This is a genomic window from Frigoribacterium sp. VKM Ac-2859 (assembly GCF_013204925.1).
Classification (GTDB): Bacteria; Actinomycetota; Actinomycetes; order Actinomycetales; family Microbacteriaceae; genus Frigoribacterium.
This window is the reverse complement of record NZ_JABMLC010000001.1, coordinates 149,972-168,044: the sequence shown is the minus strand read 5'-3', so window position 1 is coordinate 168,044 and position 18,073 is coordinate 149,972. Positions and strand designations below refer to the sequence as shown.

At 71.0% G+C, this 18,073-nt stretch carries 19 protein-coding genes and 1 pseudogene; 9 read left to right on the top strand and 11 right to left on the bottom strand.

Features of this window, described 5'->3' with window-relative positions; genetic code table 11:
• Positions 1-16: 16 nt before the first annotated feature.
• The 4 genes from HQQ78_RS00815 to HQQ78_RS00800 all read right to left on the bottom strand — a co-directional run bounded on the left by HQQ78_RS00815 (position 17) and on the right by HQQ78_RS00800 (position 3,104).
• Positions 17-994: an NUDIX domain-containing protein gene (locus HQQ78_RS00815; protein ID WP_173150801.1), complete on the bottom strand. Its 978-nt coding sequence runs from the start codon at positions 992-994 to the stop codon at positions 17-19.
• A 209-nt stretch (positions 995-1,203) separates the two neighbouring features.
• Positions 1,204-1,590 carry a VOC family protein gene (locus HQQ78_RS00810; RefSeq protein WP_173150800.1) on the bottom strand — a complete coding sequence of 129 codons (387 nt, stop codon included), beginning with the start codon at positions 1,588-1,590 and terminating at the stop codon, positions 1,204-1,206.
• Between the two features lie 88 nt (positions 1,591-1,678).
• Positions 1,679-2,626, bottom strand: coding sequence for a J domain-containing protein (locus HQQ78_RS00805; protein WP_123570004.1), 948 nt, complete (start codon positions 2,624-2,626; stop codon positions 1,679-1,681).
• A gap of 70 nt (positions 2,627-2,696) precedes the next feature.
• On the bottom strand, positions 2,697-3,104 hold the full coding sequence (locus tag HQQ78_RS00800; protein ID WP_123570003.1) for a TIGR02611 family protein: 408 nt from the start codon (positions 3,102-3,104) through the stop codon (positions 2,697-2,699).
• Between the two features lie 62 nt (positions 3,105-3,166).
• On the opposite strand from HQQ78_RS00800, the gene HQQ78_RS00795 reads away from it, so the two are divergent.
• The 3 genes from HQQ78_RS00795 to HQQ78_RS00785 all read left to right on the top strand — a co-directional run bounded on the left by HQQ78_RS00795 (position 3,167) and on the right by HQQ78_RS00785 (position 5,637).
• Positions 3,167-4,138 (top strand): aldo/keto reductase, encoded by a 972-nt coding sequence (locus HQQ78_RS00795; protein ID WP_056044998.1) that lies wholly within the window; start codon positions 3,167-3,169, stop codon positions 4,136-4,138.
• Positions 4,139-4,151: 13 nt separating this feature from the next.
• Positions 4,152-5,015, top strand: a complete 864-nt coding sequence (locus HQQ78_RS00790; protein ID WP_173150799.1) for an aldo/keto reductase — start codon at positions 4,152-4,154, stop codon at positions 5,013-5,015.
• A gap of 73 nt (positions 5,016-5,088) precedes the next feature.
• Positions 5,089-5,637 carry a YbhB/YbcL family Raf kinase inhibitor-like protein gene (locus HQQ78_RS00785; RefSeq protein WP_056044992.1) on the top strand — a complete coding sequence of 183 codons (549 nt, stop codon included), beginning with the start codon at positions 5,089-5,091 and terminating at the stop codon, positions 5,635-5,637.
• Positions 5,638-5,757: 120 nt separating this feature from the next.
• On the opposite strand, the gene HQQ78_RS00780 is transcribed toward HQQ78_RS00785, so the two are convergent.
• The gene (locus tag HQQ78_RS00780; protein ID WP_056044991.1) at positions 5,758-6,762 is read right to left on the bottom strand and encodes an aldo/keto reductase family protein; all 1,005 of its coding nucleotides are present in this window, start codon (positions 6,760-6,762) and stop codon (positions 5,758-5,760) included.
• Positions 6,763-6,883: 121 nt separating this feature from the next.
• Between HQQ78_RS00780 and HQQ78_RS00775 the strand changes: the two genes are divergently transcribed.
• From HQQ78_RS00775 to manD, 3 genes are all read left to right on the top strand, one after another.
• Positions 6,884-7,747, top strand: coding sequence for an EI24 domain-containing protein (locus HQQ78_RS00775; protein ID WP_216844136.1), 864 nt, complete (start codon positions 6,884-6,886; stop codon positions 7,745-7,747).
• Entirely contained in the window at positions 7,744-8,604 is an 861-nt protein-coding gene (locus HQQ78_RS00770) for an aldo/keto reductase (protein ID WP_173150797.1), read from the top strand. The genes HQQ78_RS00775 and HQQ78_RS00770 overlap by 4 nt, the downstream gene beginning before the upstream one ends.
• 136 nt (positions 8,605-8,740) lie before the next feature.
• Entirely contained in the window at positions 8,741-9,979 is a 1,239-nt protein-coding gene (gene manD, locus HQQ78_RS00765; RefSeq protein ID WP_173150796.1) for a D-mannonate dehydratase ManD, read from the top strand.
• 31 nt (positions 9,980-10,010) lie between these two features.
• Here manD and HQQ78_RS00760 read toward each other — a convergent pair whose 3' ends face one another.
• From HQQ78_RS00760 to HQQ78_RS00745, 4 genes are all read right to left on the bottom strand, one after another.
• The gene (locus HQQ78_RS00760) at positions 10,011-10,493 is read right to left on the bottom strand and encodes a VOC family protein (protein WP_056044983.1); all 483 of its coding nucleotides are present in this window, start codon (positions 10,491-10,493) and stop codon (positions 10,011-10,013) included.
• A gap of 144 nt (positions 10,494-10,637) precedes the next feature.
• Positions 10,638-12,107 (bottom strand): NCS2 family permease, encoded by a 1,470-nt coding sequence (locus HQQ78_RS00755; protein ID WP_173150795.1) that lies wholly within the window; start codon positions 12,105-12,107, stop codon positions 10,638-10,640.
• Positions 12,108-12,219: 112 nt separating this feature from the next.
• A complete protein-coding gene (locus HQQ78_RS00750) occupies positions 12,220-12,624 on the bottom strand; it encodes a hypothetical protein (protein ID WP_173150794.1) in 405 nt (134 codons plus the stop codon).
• A gap of 78 nt (positions 12,625-12,702) precedes the next feature.
• Complete coding sequence (locus HQQ78_RS00745; protein WP_043594893.1) at positions 12,703-13,560, bottom strand: LysR substrate-binding domain-containing protein; 858 nt, start codon at positions 13,558-13,560, stop codon at positions 12,703-12,705.
• Between the two features lie 141 nt (positions 13,561-13,701).
• Here HQQ78_RS00745 and HQQ78_RS00740 point away from each other — a divergent pair, with 141 nt between their 5' ends.
• Positions 13,702-15,024, top strand: a complete 1,323-nt coding sequence (locus tag HQQ78_RS00740) for an MFS transporter (protein ID WP_123569994.1) — start codon at positions 13,702-13,704, stop codon at positions 15,022-15,024.
• A gap of 12 nt (positions 15,025-15,036) precedes the next feature.
• Here HQQ78_RS00740 and HQQ78_RS15575 read toward each other — a convergent pair whose 3' ends face one another.
• Together HQQ78_RS15575 and HQQ78_RS00730 are read right to left on the bottom strand one after the other, a co-directional pair.
• Positions 15,037-15,654 carry a TetR/AcrR family transcriptional regulator gene (locus HQQ78_RS15575; protein ID WP_200413004.1) on the bottom strand — a complete coding sequence of 206 codons (618 nt, stop codon included), beginning with the start codon at positions 15,652-15,654 and terminating at the stop codon, positions 15,037-15,039.
• A gap of 254 nt (positions 15,655-15,908) precedes the next feature.
• Positions 15,909-16,310, bottom strand: a complete 402-nt coding sequence (locus tag HQQ78_RS00730; RefSeq protein WP_173150793.1) for a hypothetical protein — start codon at positions 16,308-16,310, stop codon at positions 15,909-15,911.
• 66 nt (positions 16,311-16,376) lie between these two features.
• Here HQQ78_RS00730 and HQQ78_RS00725 point away from each other — a divergent pair.
• Positions 16,377-16,640 (top strand): annotated as a pseudogene (locus HQQ78_RS00725) (LLM class flavin-dependent oxidoreductase); the annotation flags it as partial.
• 150 nt (positions 16,641-16,790) lie between these two features.
• Positions 16,791-17,990 carry an AIPR family protein gene (locus HQQ78_RS00720; protein WP_173150791.1) on the top strand — a complete coding sequence of 400 codons (1,200 nt, stop codon included), beginning with the start codon at positions 16,791-16,793 and terminating at the stop codon, positions 17,988-17,990.
• Positions 17,991-18,073 lie beyond the last annotated feature (83 nt).

Here is an 18,073-nt window from a genome sequence, read left to right as displayed (position 1 = left end):
GGGCCGTTCGCCCGTGTCAGTCGAGGCCGACCGCGCGGCGGAGGGCGCCCGGACGCACGAGCGTGGCCCCGAGGGCTCCGACCCGATCGGCGAGGCCCCGGTCGGCGGTGACGACGACGACGCGCGGCGCCACGCCGGGCACGTCCCGCAGGTCGTGCACGAGGGCCACGATCGCCGAGTCGCCGTCGGCCTCGGCCCGGACGACGGTCAGGCCGGGGAACGACCCACCGACGGCACGGGCCTCGCCCTCGACGACGGCCGTCACGTCCGGCCACCGCCAGGTGGGCGCCCCGGGAGGCTCGCCGGTGGAGCCGTCCGCGAACGCCGCGGCGTCCGTCGGCGAGTCGTCGGCGTCCGGCCGACCCGTCGCCGCGGGGGTCCCGCCGCCACCGGGTGCGACGAGCGCCTCGGCCACTCCGTCCCGGGCACCCCGCGAGAGGGCCTCCAGGAACCGAGTCGTGGCACCGACCCGATCGCGCCACCACCCGTCGGGACGGGAGCCGAGGACGTTCGCGACGTCGACGACGACGTGCACCCGGCCCCCGAGTTCGGATCGGAGCCTCGGCCACGACGCGGCGAATCCGGGATGGAGCGGGAGGTCGGCCACCTCGTCGACGGGCACCCAGCTCAGGGCGATGCTCTCGGCGTCCGAGACGACGGGCTCGAACGGGCGCACGGCCCGGGCCACGACGGTCGTGTACGACCAGAAGCCGAGGTCGAGCTCGGCGGCGAACAGCAGGCGCAGTGCGTCGGCCGGCACGGCCGCCTCTTCGCCGCTCTCGCGCAGAGCGCCCTGGACCGCGCTCTCGTCGTGGTGGCGGGCTCCGCCGGGGAGCCCCCAGGTGCCGCCGAAGTGGCTCCAGTCGGCCCGGTGCTGCAACAGCACCCGGTCGTCCTGGTCGAGGACGAGCAGGCCCGCGGCACCGGCACGGCCCCAGAACCGACGCCCGTCGGGGGCCTCGACCCAGCCGTCCGCGGGCTCGTGCGTGTTCACACGGTCGAGCTTGCCACAGGGACGAGGAGGCGGTGGCCGCGTCGTGCGCACGACGTCACGTCGACGGGTCGACCCGATGGCGGGCGACCAAACCGATGGGTGCGGCAGTTCCGAAGGCACACCTGGGGCTGGCCCGGAACCCGATGTCGGGCCAGCCCTCCCCCGGGTCCGGCACCGCGCCTCCCCGGCTCGCGCGTCGGACCGGGCGATCAGGGCTGCTGGACGGAGAAGACGTTGCCCGCCGGGTCGGTGAACCAGGCGATGTCGGGGCCCAGGTCGACGCTGCGCCCCCGCATGACGCCCCGCTCGTCGGAGTACCCGCCGAGGTGGAGCGGTTCGAGGCCCCGCTCGGCCAGCGCGTCGAGGGCGGCGTCGACGTCGTCGACGACGAGGTTGAGGACGGTGTACGACGCGGGGGCGTGGTCGGGCTTGCCGTACACGAACACCCACGCCGTGCCTCCCGGGAGGCGGAGGCGGAACATCTGACCGTCGACGAGGACCTCGATCTCGAGGCCGAGGACGTCGCGGTAGAACGACGTGGCGGCCGCCACGTCGTCGACGCTGAACCCGGAGTAGCCGGACCGAGGACGGAACACGGGTGGCCCCTCTCTGACGCGCGAGGCCGACGGACGCCGGCGTCTCGCCCCCAGCGTGGACCCTGCCGGGCCCGGGCGCCAGTCCCGGTCAGACGAACCGGATGGCCTGCTGCAGTCGGGCCCGGACCTCGAAGACGTCCGAGATGCTCGTGCGGTCGCCGAGCTCGGGACCGTGACGCAGGACCTGCGGCAGCAGCGAGCGGCGCACGACCCAGGTGCCCCCGGCACGACGCCCGACCTTCTCGAGGGCGGGCCCGAAGTCGTCGTCGGGCACCACGATCAACTGGGCCGTGAACGACACGCGGGTCTCCCGTCGCACGGCGCGGGCCTGACGCGTGAGGTCGCGGACGGGCTCCTCGTCGGCGGGGATGCCCCTGCCGACGAGCTCGCCGCGCGACACCTGCACCTCGCTGCCCCAGTCGGAGGACTGGATGGCGAAGAGGCCCGACGGCCCCAGCACGACGTGGTCGAGCTTGCCCTCGACACCCGCGTCGACGTCGCTCCAGATGGTGAAGCCGATGCCGAGGTCGGTGACGGCCGCGACGGTGGCCTCTTCGGCCATCGCGTCGGCGAGCACGTGACGGATCTCGGGAGGCGCGCTCCGGACGAGGCGCTCGTCGTACGGATCGTCGAGCGGGACTCCCCGACCGACCCACTCGCGCATCAGGCCGAGGTAGCGCTCGCGGTTCGCACCACCGGGGTGGCCGTGCACCCGGGCCTTGGGCTTCGAATCGGTGCGAGCCGGCTCCCGGGGCGGCGGTGACCAGCCGGGGGCGCTCGAACCCGCGGACCGCGCGCTGCCCGAGGGGGCGGTGCTCCGGGACGCCGACCCCTGGTCGTAGGAGGCGCGAGCCTCGGGCGTGCCCACCTGCTGCCACGCGTGCTGCACGTCGCGGAACGCCTGCGCGGTGCCGCCGAGGTCGGGGTGGGTCTGGCGGGCCAGCCGTCGATAGGCGCGACGGAGGTCGTCGGTCGACGCCGTCGACGGCACGCCGAGCACCTCGTAGGGCGTGGCGGAGGCGGGACTGGGCGTCACGACGGCGACTTTACCGAACGTGCGCTGGACGTCCGGTCGACGGCCGCCGGGACCGTGTGGGCCCGATGGTTCACCGCGACGGGGCGGCCGAGGGCTTCACGGTCGACGCCCGCCGCGCCGACCGGGCGACCCGCCACGCCCGCCACCGGAGACGGGCGCGGCCGACGAGTCGACGCACCCACAGGGTGATGCGGTGGGCGGCCGGGAACTCCGTGCCCAGCACGGCGACCCCGAGGAAGACGACGAGCCAACCGGGTCCGGGCAGCGGGACCAGGATGAGGCCTACGACGACGATCAGGGCTCCGAGCACCCCGACGCCGATCTTGTAGAGCAACCGGAGCCGAGGGTGCGCGTCGAGCCTCAGGCGCATCCTCGCGTGACCGTCGCGCAGTGCACGGCGCCGAGCACCGCGGTGCGGACCGGCCCCGCGACGCTCGTCGAGGGGCACGCCGTCCGGGCTCTCGGGCTGCTCGTCCATGACGGCGACGTTAGGGGGCGTTCCTGTGAGCAGCACGGCCCGGGAGGGGGTAGCCAGGGAACATGGATTACACACACCTCGGACGCACAGGGTTGTCCGTCTCACGGGCCGTCCTCGGCACGATGAACTTCGGGCCCCAGACCACGGAAGACGACTCCCACGCGATCATGGACCGGGCCCACGAGCTCGGCGTCAACTTCTTCGACACGGCCAACGTCTACGGCTGGGAGAAGGGCGAAGGCATCACCGAGCAGATCATCGGTCGGTGGTTCGCCCGTGGGGGCGGGCGACGGGAGAAGACCGTCCTCGCCACGAAGCTGTACGGCGACATGGGTGACTGGCCCAACGACGGCAAGCTCAGCGCCCTGAACATCCGTCGGGCGCTCGACGCGAGCCTGACGCGTCTGCAGACCGACCACATCGACCTCTACCAGTTCCACCACGTCGATCGCGAGACGCCCTGGGACGAGATCTGGCAGGCGATGGAGGTCGCGGTCCAGCAGGGCAAGGTCCTCTACGTCGGCAGCAGCAACTTCGCCGGCTGGCACATCGCGCAGGCCCAGGAAGCCGCCAAGGCACGTCACTTCAGCGGCCTCGTGAGCGAACAGTCGATCTACAACCTGATCGTGCGGGACGTCGAGCGCGAGACCCTGCCCGCCGCCCGTCACTACGGTCTCGGGATGATCCCGTGGTCGCCGCTCAACGGCGGTCTGCTCGGCGGCGTCATCGAGAAGACCGAAGAGGGCTCACGACGACTCGAGGGGCGGAGCGCGGAGTACGTCGCCGAACACCGCGACCAGCTCGAGGCCTACGAGGCGTTCGCCCGCGAGTTGGGCCACGCGCCCGGCGAGGTCGCCCTCGCCTGGCTGCTGCACCAGCCGGGCGTCACCGGGCCGATCACGGGCCCGCGGACCATGGCGCAACTGGAGTCGGCGGTCGCCGCCGTCGACGTCGAGCTGGACGAGGCCGCGCTGGCGCGGCTGGACGAGATCTTCCCCGGGCACGAGACGTCGCCCGAGGACTACGCGTGGTGAACCGGAGGACGACATGAAGACCAGGACAATCGGAGACGTGACGGTCAGTGCGATCGGCCTGGGCGGCATGCCCCTGTCGATCGAGGGCCGACCCGACGAGAAGCAGGGCATCGCGACCATCCACGCCGCACTCGAGCAGGGCATCAGCCTGATCGACACGGCCGACGCCTACCACCAGGCGGGCAAGGACGAGGTCGGGCACAACGAGTTGCTCATCGCCAAGGCGCTGAAGAGCTACCACGCCGACACCGACCAGGTGCTCGTCGCCACGAAGGGTGGACACCTCCGCCCCGAGGCGGGGGCGTGGGCGCAGAACGGCGACCCGGCCTACCTCAAGGAGGCCGCCAAGGCCTCCGCGAAACGGCTGGGCGTCGAGACGATCGGGCTGTACCAATTCCACCGACCGGACCCGGCGGTGCCCTACGCCGACTCGATCGGCGCCTTGGTGGAACTACTCGACGAGGGCGTCATCCGCATGGCGGGCATCTCGAACGCCACGCCCGACCAGATCCGCGAAGCGAACGAGGTGCTGGACGGCCGACTCGTGTCGGTGCAGAACCAGTACTCGCCCGCGTTCCGGTCGAGTGAGGTGGAGCTCGCGCTGTGCGACGAGATGGGCATCGCGTTCCTGCCGTGGAGCCCCCTCGGAGGCATCACGAACGCCGGAGAGCTCGGAGCGAAGCACGCCGTGTTCGCCGAGATCGCCAACGCCCGACGGGTCACGCCGCAGGTGCTGACGCTCGCCTGGGAGCTCGCCAAGTCCGAACTCGTCATCCCGATCCCGGGGTCGACCCGACCGCAGACGATCATGAACTCGGCGACGGCGACGTCGATCAAGCTCTCGACCGACGAGATCCAGCGGCTCGACGCCGCCTGATCGCACACCCGGTGCGCCCGCCCCTCGGGGCGGGCGCACCGTCACGACCATCCCCGACGAACAGGAGACAGCCATGGCCGACGCCAACCTGACCCGCCCCTACGACATCATCGGCATCGTGCCCGGGTTCGAGCTCTCGAGCACGGACCTCACCGACGGGGGTGAGCTGCAGCGCGCGCAGGTGAGCGGCATCATGGGCCCGGGCGGAGACGACGCCAGCCCCCAGCTGAGCTGGTCCGGCGCCCCCGAGGGCACCAAGAGCTATGCCGTGACGGTCTACGACCCCTATGCCCCGACGGGCTCGGGCTTCTGGCACTGGGCCGTGGCCGACCTCCCCGCCGACACGACGTCGTTGCCTTCCGGTGCGGGTGACGACCAAGGCTCGGGCCTGCCCGAGGGGGCCCTCCAGCTGAAGAACGACGGTGGGCTCGCCCGCTACGTCGGTGCGGCACCGCCCGAGGGCCACGGACCGCACACGTACTTCGTCGCGGTGCACGCCCTCGACGTCGAGAAGATCGGGGTGGACGAGACCGCCAGCCCGGCGTACCTCGGCTTCAACCTGCACTTCCACACGCTGGCCCGCGCGGTGATCTCCGCGACGTTCGAGGTCCCCGGGGCCTGAGCCCGGGGCCTGAGCCCGGGGCCTGAGCCCGAGGCCTGAGCGGTCGCACGCCGAGCCGACGCACGACGACGCCCCGCCACGATCTCGTGGCGGGGCGTCGTCGCATCGGGCGACGGCCGATCAGGCTTCGCGGCCGGCCGGCATCTGCGTCTTGCGCGGGTCCGTCTCGGCGAGGCCGTCGAAGATCGACTCGATGCGCGACAGGACGTCGGCCTCGAGGGTGACGCCCGACGCCTTCGCGTTCGACTCGACCTGTTCGGGACGCGACGCCCCGATGATCGCCGAGGCGACGTTCTCGTTCGACAGCACCCACGCCAGCGACAGCTGCGCCTGGGTCAGCCCCAGGTCGGACGCGATCGGCTCGAGCTGGGCCACGGCGTCGAGGACGTCGTCGCGCATCCAACGTTCGATCATGCCCGCACCGCCCTTCTGGTCGGTGGCCCGGCTGCCCGCGGGCAGCTCGGCACCGACGGTGTACTTGCCGGTCAGGACGCCCTGGGCGACGGGAGACCAGACGATCTGCGAGATGCCGAGTTCGGCCGAGGCCGGGACGACCTCGTCCTCGATGACGCGCCAGAGCAGGGAGTACTCGGGCTGGTTCGAGACGAGCTGGATCTTCAGCTCGCGAGCCAGGGCGTGCGCCTCGCGCAGCTGCTCGGCGTTCCACTCCGAGACGCCGATGTAGAGCACCTTGCCCTGGCGGACGAGGTCGGCGAAGGTCTCCATCGTCTCCTCGAGGGGCGTCTCGACGTCGTACCGGTGGGCCTGGTAGAGGTCGACGTAGTCGGTCTGCAGGCGCTTCAGCGACCCGTTGATCGACTCGGTGACGTGCTTGCGGCTGAGGCCCGTGTCGTTGTGGCCCTTGGGCCCGGTGGGACCGTAGACCTTGGTGAAGATCTCGAGCGACTCGCGCCGCTCGCCCTTCAGCGCCTCGCCGAGCACCGTCTCGGCCTGGGTGTTCGCGTAGACGTCGGCCGTGTCGAACGAGCTGATGCCGACGTCGAGCGCCGCACGGACGCAGCGCGTCGCCGTGTCGTTCTCCACCTGGGACCCGTGGGTGAGCCAGTTGCCGTAGGTGAGCTCGCTGACCTTGAGCCCGCTGTTGCCGAGGTACCTGAACTTCATGGACGACCTTTCTCGGTGGTGCCGCCTCGATGCGGCACGCCGTCGACGCTACGCGCCGCCCCCGCGCCGTGACGCGTCGTCCGACCGCACCCGCGCCTCCGGCACTCGGTACGCTCGCCCCGTGTCGGTGATCGGGGAGTTCTTCGGCGGTGTGGGCCTGCTCGGCCGAGGCCTGCGCCTGTGGGCGACCTCCCCGCGGCTCATGCTGCTGGGCGGGGTGCCCGCCCTCGTCGTGGGTGCGGTCTTCGCCGCGGCCCTCGTGGGCGTGGGCCTCGCCGCCGACGACCTGGCCCGCACCCTGACGCCGTTCGCCGACGGGTGGCCCGAGTGGTCCCGCACCCTCGTGCGTCTCGGCGGAGCTCTGGCCGTCGCGGCCCTGGCCGTGCTGCTCGCGGTCGTCGCGTTCACCGCCGTCACGCTCCTCGTCGGCGATCCCTTCTACGAGCGCATCTGGCGTCGCGTCGAGGAGCGAGAGGGCGACCCGCCGGCCGACGTCGACCGGGGCTTCTGGCGCGGGCTCGCCCGGAGTGCCGGCGACTCGCTCCGACTGCTGCTGGCCACGGCCGGCGTGGGCGTCCTCCTGTTCGTCGGCGGGTTCGTCCCGGTGCTCGGCCAGACGGTCGTCCCGGTGCTCGGCGCCCTGACCGGCGGATGGTTCCTGGCGGTCGAGCTCACCGGGTACGCCTTCGACGCCCGGGGCCGCTCGCTCGCCGAGCGCCGCCGTGGCCTCGCCGTCAACCGGGCGCGCACCCTGGGGCTGGGCACCGCCACCTACCTCCTGTTCTTCGTCCCCCTCGGGGCCGTGCTCGTGATGCCGGCCGCCGTCGCCGCGGCCACCCTGCTGGCCCGCGAGGTCACGACGGGCCCGACCACGGCAGGCCCGGCCACGCAAGGCCCGACCACGACGGGCCCGACCACGGCAGGCCCGACCAAGGCGGGGCCGGCCACACCCTCCCCGCGTGACGACTACCATCCCCCGGCATGACCACCCCCGCGACACCGACCAATCCCGCCGTCGCCCTGCCCGACGGGCGCGTCGTCCCGGCCCTCGGCCAGGGCACCTGGAACATCGGCGACGACCCACGGCGCCGCGCCGACGAGGTCGCCGCCCTGCGGGCCGGCCTCGACGCCGGCCTGACCATGATCGACACCGCCGAGATGTACGGCGGCGGGCGGTCCGAACAGCTGGTCGGCGAGGCGATCGCGGGCCGGCGCGACGAGGTGTTCCTGGTGAGCAAGGTGCTGCCGGGCAACGCCTCGCGCCGGGGCACGGTCGAGGCCTGCCACGCCAGCCTCGAGCGCCTGGGCACCGACCGCCTCGACCTCTACCTGCTGCACTGGCGTGGTCGCCACCCGCTCGCCGAGACCGTCGAGGCCCTGGAGGCGCTGGTCGCCGAGGGCGCGATCGGCGGCTGGGGCGTCAGCAACTTCGACGTCGACGACCTGCACGAGTTGCTCTCGGTGCCCGGTGGCCAGAACGTCCAGACGAACCAGGTCCTGTACAACCTGGCCCGTCGCGGACCCGAGTTCGACCTGCTGCCCTGGGCGCGCGAGCACGGCGTGCCGCTCACCTCGTACTCCCCCGTCGACGGCGGCGAGCTACTCGGTCACCCCGTGCTCGAGCAGGTCGCGACCGATCTCGGCGTCTCGTCGGCGCAGCTCGCCCTCGCCTGGGTGCTGCGCCTCGTGCCCGACCTCATGGTCGCCGTCAAGGCGGGCACGGTCGGGCACACCCTCGAGAACGCGGCCGCACTGGCCGTCGACCTCGACGACCAGGCGTTCGTGCAGCTCGAGCGCGCGTTCCCCGTGCCGACGACCAGGGTGCCGCTCGAGATGCGCTGACCCGCGCCTCCCAGGCTCGCCTCGCGCCCGCGCAAGCGCCCGACGGGCTCGCCTCGCGCTCGTGCATGCGCCAGAGTGGAGGGACCAGCCCGGGTGACATCGACGTCACCCGGACGCGAGCTCCAGAGGACACCGCATGATCATCGACAGAGCCGACGTGATCGTCACCAGCCCCGACCGCAACTTCGTGACGCTGAAGATCACGACCTCCGACGGCGTCACCGGCCTCGGCGACGCCACCCTGAACGGGCGCGAACTCGCCGTCGTCGCCTACCTGACCGAACACGTCGTGCCCCTGCTGATCGGGCGGGACCCGGCTCGCATCGAGGACACCTGGCAGTTCCTCTACCGCAGCGCGTACTGGCGGCGCGGGCCGGTCACGATGGCCGCCATCGCCGCGGTCGACGTCGCCCTCTGGGACATCAAGGCCAAGGTCGCCGGCCTGCCCCTCTACCAGCTGCTCGGCGGAGCCTCGCGCACGGGGTTGCTGACCTACGGCCACGCCTCGGGGAAGGACCTCGAGGAGCTCTTCGACAGCGTCCGCGACCACCAGGAACAGGGCTACAAGGCCATCCGCGTGCAGACCGGGGTGCCCGGCCTGAAGTCGATCTACGGCATCGCCTCGAACGCCACCTTCGACGCCAACAGCGGCGTGCGCTACGACCACGAGCCCGCCCAACGCGGGGCCCTGCCGAACGAGGAGGACTGGGACACCCGCTCGTACCTGCGGCACGTGCCCACCGTGTTCGAGGCGGTGCGGAACGAGTTCGGCCCCGAGATCCCCCTGCTGCACGACGGTCACCACCGCATGACGCCGATCCAGGCGGCGAGGCTCGGCAAGAGCCTGGAGCCCTTCGACCTCTTCTGGCTCGAGGACGTCACCCCGGCCGAGAACCCCGAGGCCCTGCGACTCGTCCGGCAGCACACGACGACCCCGCTGGCCATCGGCGAGATCTTCAACACCGTGTGGGACTACCAGCAGATCATCCGCGAGCAGTTGATCGACTACGTCCGCAGCGCCGTCACGCACACGGGCGGCATCACCCACCTCAAGAAGGTGCTCGAGTACGCCTCGCAGTACCAGATCAAGTCGGGCATGCACGGTCCGACCGACATCTCACCGGTCGGCATGGCGGCCGCGATGCACCTCGGACTCGCGATCCACAACTTCGGCATCCAGGAGTACATGAAGCACGGCGCGAGGACGGACGAGGTCTTCCAGCAGAGCTTCACGTTCGAGGACGGCATGCTGCACCCGGGTGAGCAGCCCGGCATCGGGGTCGAGCTGGACGAGCGGGCCGCCGCGGCGTACCCCTACGCGCAGGCCTACCTGCCCTACAACCGCCTCGCGGACGGGACCGTCCACGACTGGTGACGAGGAGGCGCGGCGCGGGCGAGCGCGTCGGTCACCCCTCGTAGGCCGCCGCCAGCTCGGCGATGACCAACCGCGTCATGCCCATCATCGCGGTCATGGCCCGGGCGGCGCCCTCGGGGTCGGGCCCGCCGAGGTAGCGGTCCATCACCGACGGGACGACCTGCCAGGAGAAGCCCCAGCGGTCCGTCACCCAGCCGCACCGCCCCTCCTGTCCGCCGTCGGCCGCGAAGGCGTCCCAGTAGTGGTCGAGCTCGTCCTGGGACTCGACCGAGATCGAGAACGACGTGGCCTCGGTCGGCCTCGGCCCTCCGTCGCCGCCGTTCAGCAGGCGGTAGGGCTGGCCGTCGAGTTCGAGGTCGACGACGAGGGCCTGACCGGCCATCGCTTCGTCGGGGAAGTCGTCGGGATAGCGCGACACGTCGGTGACGCGCGACGACGGGAACAGGGTGACGTAGAAGTCCGCTGCGGTCTCGACGTCACGACCGAACCAGAGCGTGGGGGTGATGCGGGGCATGACGCGCCTCCTCGGGGTGGGCTGGCGGCGCCGTCGCCGCCTGCTGCCGGTCAGCGTACTGCGGAGCGGATCGCCGCACGAGACCTCACGACGTGCCGCGCGCCCGGAACGCCGAGCGGCCCGTCGTGACGTCCCGGTGGACGCCTAGCCGATCAGCGCCTCGATCGGGCCGCGCACGAAGTAGACCAGGAACCCCGCCGCGACGATCCAGAGCAGCGGGCTGATCGTGCGCGCCCTGCCCGCGAACGCCCGCACGACAACCCAGCTGACGAAGCCGACGCCGATGCCGTTCGCGATCGAGTAGGTCAGCGGCATGGTGATGATCGTCAGGAACACCGGCAGGGCGACCGAGAAGTCGGTCCAGTCGATCTGGCTGATCTGCGACACCATGAGCGCGCCGACGATCACGAGCGCCGAGGCGGCGACCTCGAGCGGGACGACCTGGGTCAGCGGCGTGAAGAACATGGCGAGCAGGAACAGCGCACCGGTGACGACCGAGGCGAAGCCCGTCCGGGCGCCCTCACCGATGCCCGAGGCCGACTCGACGAACACGGTGTTGGACGACGAACTCGTCGCACCGCCCGCGACCGCGCCGACCCCCTCGACGATCAGGGCCGAGCGGAGGCGGGGGAAGGTGCCGTCGGCGTCCGCGACGTCGCCGGCCTTGGCCAGGCCGGTCATCGTGCCCATGGCGTCGAAGAAGTTGGTGAAGACGAGCGTGAAGACCAGCATGACCGCCGACAGCACGCCGATGCGGGCGAAGGCCCCGAAGCTGAACTGGCCGACCAGCGAGAGGTCGGGCAGGGCCACGATCTGGGTGGGCAGCACGGGGGCGTTGAGGTTCCAGTCGTCGAGGTTCTGGCCGTTCGACGGCGGCACCTGGAAGATCGCCTGCAGGGCGATGGCGATGACGGTGGACGCGACGATGCCGATGAAGATGGCCCCCCGCACCTTGCGGGCCATCAGCACGCCGATGACGAGCAGGCCGATGACGAAGGTGATGGTCGGGAGGGTCGCCACCGAGCCGGAGTCACCGAGCTGCAGCGGCGGCGACGACGTCCCGCTGGTGCGCACGAAGCCCGAGTCGACCAGGCCGATGAACGCGATGAACAGGCCGATGCCGACCGTGATCGCTGTCTTGAGCGCTGCGGGCACCGCGGTGAAGATCATGCTGCGCAGACCGGTCACGGCGAGGATCGTGATGACGAGCCCGTTGATCACCACGAGACCCATGGCCTCGGGCCAGGTGACGTCCTGCACGACGTTGACGGCCAGGAACGAGTTGATGCCGAGTCCGGCGGCGAACGCGAACGGGAGGCGCGCGACGGTTCCGAAGAGGATCGTCATGACGCCCGCGGTGAGGGCCGTGACCGCGCCCACCTGACCGTTCTGCAGCCAGTTGCCGGCGACGTCCTTGGCGGCCTGGTCGGCGCTGAAGCCGCCGAGGATCAACGGGTTCAGGATGACGATGTACGCCATCGTGACGAAGGTGACGACGCCGCCCCGGATCTCGCGGGCCCAGGTCGAGCCGCGATGGGTGATCTCGAAGAACCGGTCGAGGGTGCCCCCGACTCCGGGTCTCGGCGGGGTGGTGACGGGGGCGTTCGTGGCCATGGCGATGCGTCTCCGGTGAGATCGGATGTCGAGGGGGAAGAGAACAGGATAGGGCGTGCCCAGGGTGCACCCAGCAACGGCCCCGCCCCGCGACCGCGACGCGCCCGGACGCCTAGGAGGCGCGGTGCACGCCGAGCGCGCGCGTCACCAGGGGCACCTGCAACGGCAGCCGCACGAGGGTGACGGCCCGGCGAGCCGTCGTGGCCCGCTCGCTCGTCAGGGCGCGGAGGGCCATCGAGACGTTGGCCGGGAAGACGGCCACGAAGAGCGCGGCGGCGGCGAGGCCACCGGCCGGACGCGTGCGCGGGGCGAGGAGGGCGGCGGCGATGCCGACCTCGGCGAGACCCGAGCCGATCGTCCAGAACCGCGCGGGGCCGGGGACGCTCCTCGGGACCACCGCGTCGTAGACCGCGGGTGTGGCGAGGTGCAGGAGGCCGGAACCGCCCAGGATCGCGGCGAGGACGCAGGCGTCCCGACGGGCGGCGGACTTCTGACGGCGTGTGGGGCGGTGACTCATGCGACCATCTTGCGCGCGCCGCCCGGGGTGGGGCGGGGGCGGCGCGCCGGAGCGGTCGGACGACGCTGCCGGACCGGGTCAGACGGCGCGGCTGACGCCCCGGCTGGTGATGGCCGACATGAGGGCGTCGACGGGCTCACGGGCGGCACCCGGGTTGGCGACGAGCACGTAGTCGACGTCGCCGAGGGTGGGCAGCGAGAACCGGTCGCTGACCTTGACGAGGTCGGTGGGGATCAGCGAGAAGGGGAACACGGCGACCCCCATGCCGGCCCGCACGGCGGCGAGGACGCCGTTGACGTCACGGGTGTTGCAGGTGATCCGCCAGGTGCGGCCGGCGCGCTCGAGGGCGTCGATGGCCATCTGCCGGCTCAGGCTGGGCGCCTGGTAGGCGATGAGCGGCACGGGCTGGCCGGGTTCGACGACCAGCTTCTCCTGGCCGATCCAGACCATGGCGTCGCCCGCGACGCGCGTGCCCTCGTCGGACTCGCCCGCGGTCTGCTTCACGAAGATCAGGTCGAGGTGGCCCGCGGCCAGACGACGGCGCAGCGGCGCGGACTGGTTGACGGTCAGCTCGAGGTTGATCTGCGGATAGAGCTGGCGGAAGTGGCGCAGGATGCGCGGCAGCTGGGTGATGGCGAGGTCGTCGGCGGCGCCGAAGCGCAGGCGGCCCCGCATGGCCGAGCCGCTGAAGTAGCTCTCGGCCGCGGCGTGCGCGGCGAGGATCGTGCGCGCGAAGCCGGCCATGGCGTCGCCGTTGTCGGTCAGTCGGACGTCCCGGGTGTCGCGGGCGACGAGCGTGCGGCCCGCGGCCTTCTCGAGCCGGCCGACCTGCTGGCTGACCGTCGGCTGGCTGATGCCGAGGCGCTGCGCGGCCCGGGTGAAACTGCGCGTCTCGGCCACGACGAGGAACGTCGCGAGCAGCGTGGGGTCGTACACCGCGCCTCCTCCGTCGAAGGGTCTCGGGCCTCGTCATTCACGAAGCCAATGTGATTGATCATCCCCCACCGGGGTCCGAATGACCAGGCCGGCCCTACCGTTGGTGCAGACCGTGAACCGAACCACCAGCGCAGGAACGTGATGTCCGCCCCGCCCCGCACCGACTTCCCCCCGACCGCCCCGCTCCCGATCAGCACGACCCGCCCGCCGTGGCGACACACCTTCATCGCCCTCAGCGTGCCGAACTTCCGTCTCTGGACGGCCGGCAACGTCGTGGCGATGACCGCCGGGTGGATGCAGCGCATCGCCCAGGACTGGCTCGTGCTCGAACTGACCGGCAGCGCGACCGCCGTGGGCATCACCGTGGCGATGCAGTTCGCCCCGATGCTGTTCTTCGGCCTGCTCGGCGGGGTCATCGTCGACCGCTTCTCGAAGCGCGCCCTCATGCTCGTCACGCAGAGCGTGTTCGCCGTGCTCAGCCTGGGGCTCGCCGCCCTGACCCTGGCGGGCGTCGTCGAGGCCTGGCACGTCTTCGCCATCGCCTTCGCCACGGGCCTCGTCACCGTCGTCGACAACCCGGCCCGACAGGTGATCGTCACCGAGCTCGTCGGTCACACCCACCTCCGCAACGCGATCAGCGTCAACTCGAGCGTGTTCCAGCTGGGCGGCATGGTGGGCCCCGCGATCGCCGGCGTGCTGCTGCTGGCGGTCGGCGCGGGGTGGGCGTTCGTCGTCAACGGCGTCGCCTGCCTCGTGGTCGTCGTGATGTTGACGATGCTGCGGACCGCGCAGATGACCCGGGTCGCCTCGTCGGCACGAGGCCGCGGCCAGCTACGGCAGGGCCTCGCCTACGCCCGCTCGAAGCCGACCATCGTCGTGCCGGTGCTGCTCGTCGGCGTCTACGCCGTGTTCGGCCTCACGATGCCCGTGCTGCTCGCGTCGTTCGCGGCGGACGTCTACGACGTGGGCCCCGGCGGGTACGGCCTCTTCAACTCGATGATCGCCGTCGGGGCCCTGACCGGCGCCCTGCTGTCGACGCGGCGCGCGACGATCCGGCTGCGCACCATCGTGCTGGGCGTGCTCGTCACCGGCGTGCTGCAGGCCGTCGCCGGCTCCATGCCCTCGCTCGTGCCGTTCGCCGTCGTCCTCGTCGGCGTCGGGCTCGCGTCGTTGCTGTTCTTGACGGCCGCGAACCAGCTGGTGCAGATGTCGAGCAACATCGCGATCCGGGGGCGCGTGATGTCGCTGTACATCCTCGTGCTGCTCGGCGGCCAGGCGATCGGCGGACCACTGATGGGCGTGATCGTCGAGACCTTCGGCACGCACGTCGGCATGATCGTCTCGGGCGGCGTGCCGGCCGTCGCCGCCGCCGTGACGGCCTTGGTGCTCGCCCGGCGGGGTCAGCTGACCCTCCAGGTGCGGACCCGCTGGCACGTGCCCGTCGTCACGATCGAGCAGCGCTAGGCCGGGCGGGCGTCAGGGGGTCACGCCGCGGGTGAGGGCGGCGACGACGTCGCCCATGACGTCGCCGGCCGCCTGCTCACCCGTGGCGGGCCAGTCGAAGGCGACGCCCAGCGTGATGCAGATGAGGACGCGGGCGAGCGTCCGCGGCTCGAGACCGGTCACGGGGACGGTCTGCCCCTGGAAGACCTCCTCGACGAGGCCGTGCAGGGCGTCGAGCACCTCGCGGCGCTGACGGACGAAGTCGGCCATCACCTCGGGGTGCGAGAGGGCGTGCGCGCGGAACTCGCTCATCAACGCGAAGTCCTCGACCTGCCCGGGGCCGTAGGGCGCGAACGCCGTGCCGATCTTCTCGGGCAGCTGGTCGAGCGAGGTGCCCGGGAAGAACATGCCCTCGAGGGCGCCGAGCGCGCCGTCGGTCTCGCGACGCATCAGGCTGCGGACCAGGTCGTCCTTCGACGAGAAGTTCGAGTAGACCGCACCCTTGCTGAACCCGGCGGCCCGCGCGACGTCGTCCAGGGTGGTCGCGTGCACCCCGCGTCGGGAGAACAGCTCGGCCGCCGCGTCGAGCAGCCGCTGCTTGACCTCGGCTCGTGGGATGCGGGGAATCGGAGCCCCGGAGGTGGTGGCCATGCTGCGACCCTAACGGGTGCGGGTGATCCTCAGAAGTCACCCGCGCCGCCCCCGGAGAAGGCGCATACCGACGGGTATCCAGGCGCTACCATCGTGATCGCCTGGTGAACCCGAAGCATCAGGAGACCGCGCGGTGCGCGACCGTCCGACCCTCACCACGTCCCCAGGCCGGTCGCGCACCCCGCACCCCACCCGTCGTCGGGGGCCGTCGAAGGGGCACGACCCGCGCCTCCCGGCGTCGACCGCGAGCCGCGTCAGATCGCGGTGCGCCGCGCCGATCCGCCGAAGCCGATCGAGACGTCGAGGCGCCAGGCCTTCGGCTCGCCCGAGACGTGCGTGGTGCCCACGAAGCGCAGCCGGTCGCCGGCACCGAGGCTGAGCACCCCGTGCACGTCGAGGTTCTCGCCGAGCCGGAAGACGATCTCGTGCTCGTCGAGCAGGTCGTCGTCGACCGTGGCGCCGAAGGTGGCACCGTCGAACTTCACGGGCACGTCACGGAACACCAGCGACGGCGGCTCGTCGGACCAGTCCGCGACCTCGGGCACCCGACCCGCGACGATGCGGGCGTCCACGACGCCGTCGTCTCCGAGCATGACCGAGGAGGCGCGCAGGTCGATGCCGAGGTCGTCACCGTCGATGCGAAAGCGGTTCTCCACGGCACCACGCTACCCAGCACGGCCGCCCGACGGAATGGCCGGGCGACGTCGGGGGTTCGCCCGGTCATGAAGAAGCGCATCGGGTTCCTGTCGTTCGGCCATTACCAGGACGTGCGGGGCTCGGCGACGCCGACCGCCCGGGAGGCGCTGGTCCAGTCGATCGAGCTGGCCGAGGCCGCGGAGGAGATCGGCGTCGACGTGGCCGCCGTGCGCGTGCACCACTACGTGCGCCAGGCCGCCAACCCGTTCCCGCTGCTCGCGGCGATGGCCGCGCGGACGACCCGCATCGAGCTCGGCACCGGCGTGATCGACATGCGCTACGAGAACCCGCAGCCGACTAGTTGAGCTGCCAGCAGGTTCATGCCCCAACCAACACCTTCTCAGTACGCTTTCATGGTATCCTGTTCTAACTGCGTCGTGGACTCGGCAGCAGAACATATAAACGACCGGTCAGCGACCGAGTCAGAAAAGGACTAAAAAATGGCAAACTATGCCAGCGTTATTATTCATGCGCCCATCGCCCGTCGTTTCCCGGCGCCGAAGGACTCACCCAGCGACTTCGCGGGCGTTGAGACCGTCGTGATGCGTGTCAAGGCCAACGAGATGCCGGGTGGCATCCCCGACGACGCCAACCCGCGCGAACCTAACTTGAATCGTCAGGTCTATCGCAAGGTGCGCGCCTCGCTGTCAGGCAGCGAAGGCTCCGGCTCTTTCCACTTGAAGCATGGCGGCATCGTCGTCATCGCCGATCGGGTCGAGAAGCTCGATGCAGACAATTATCGCGTCTGGTTCGACCTGGACATCAAGCAGGGCGTTGCCAACGGCAACCACAGCTACCAGCTCATCTTGGAATCTCAGGCCGACGGCGCAATCCCCGGCGATCAGTACGTTGAGATCAAGGTTCATACCGGTGTTCCAGTTGCTGCGGTGGCCGATCTCGCGGATGGACTGAACACGTCCATGCAAGTTCGTGAGGAGTCTCTCGCCGACTTGCGTAATCAGTTTGACTGGCTGAAAAATGTCGTAAATACGCACGTCAATGGGCTCGATGCCATCGCTTGGCACGAGGGTGACGACGGCGAATACGACGTCAGGGAGGTCATCGCCCTCCTCATGGCCCTCGACCCTTCGCGCTACCCCCTCGAAGACCCCGTAGGTATTGAGAACACGTACGCACGCCTGTCGTCCGTCTTTCGGTCCTACCTCCGTGAGCCCGAAAAAGTAGAAAAGTTCTCGTCGCTTGCCCTGGAAGCAATGGAATTGTACGAGTACATCCGCAGCACGGCTCCTACGGTTTGGAACGGACGCTTCCGTACCACGAAAATTGCGGACGTCAGACCTGCGGGCCTCTTCAAGTTCCCCTTCCTTCTCGATGCCAGCGGCCGCGCGACCGGAGCCGACGTGCGACTCACGAAGGCTGCCGCGGTCCCGAGCTTTGCGGCGTTCCGTGCACTCATCACGGTGCCCGAGGATGGGGGCGAGGCGTCCTGGCGCTATCCGTTCGAGGAGGTAAAGGCAATGTGGGACCAGTACGGCGCTGAAGTACTCCGAGAAGTCCACGACTCGGTCATGCGCCAGCACAACGGCAACACGCACTACGCCGGCAGGTCGGTCATGCTCTACCGCGCGACGAGCCGCACGCTTGAGCTCGCTGATCTGCGGCGTCGCGTCGCCGAGTAACTAGAACGGCGGCGGGGGCCAACAAGTTCTCGCCGCCGTTCGCCACACTTTGACGGCAGCAGCCGCGTATTCGGCAACATCGA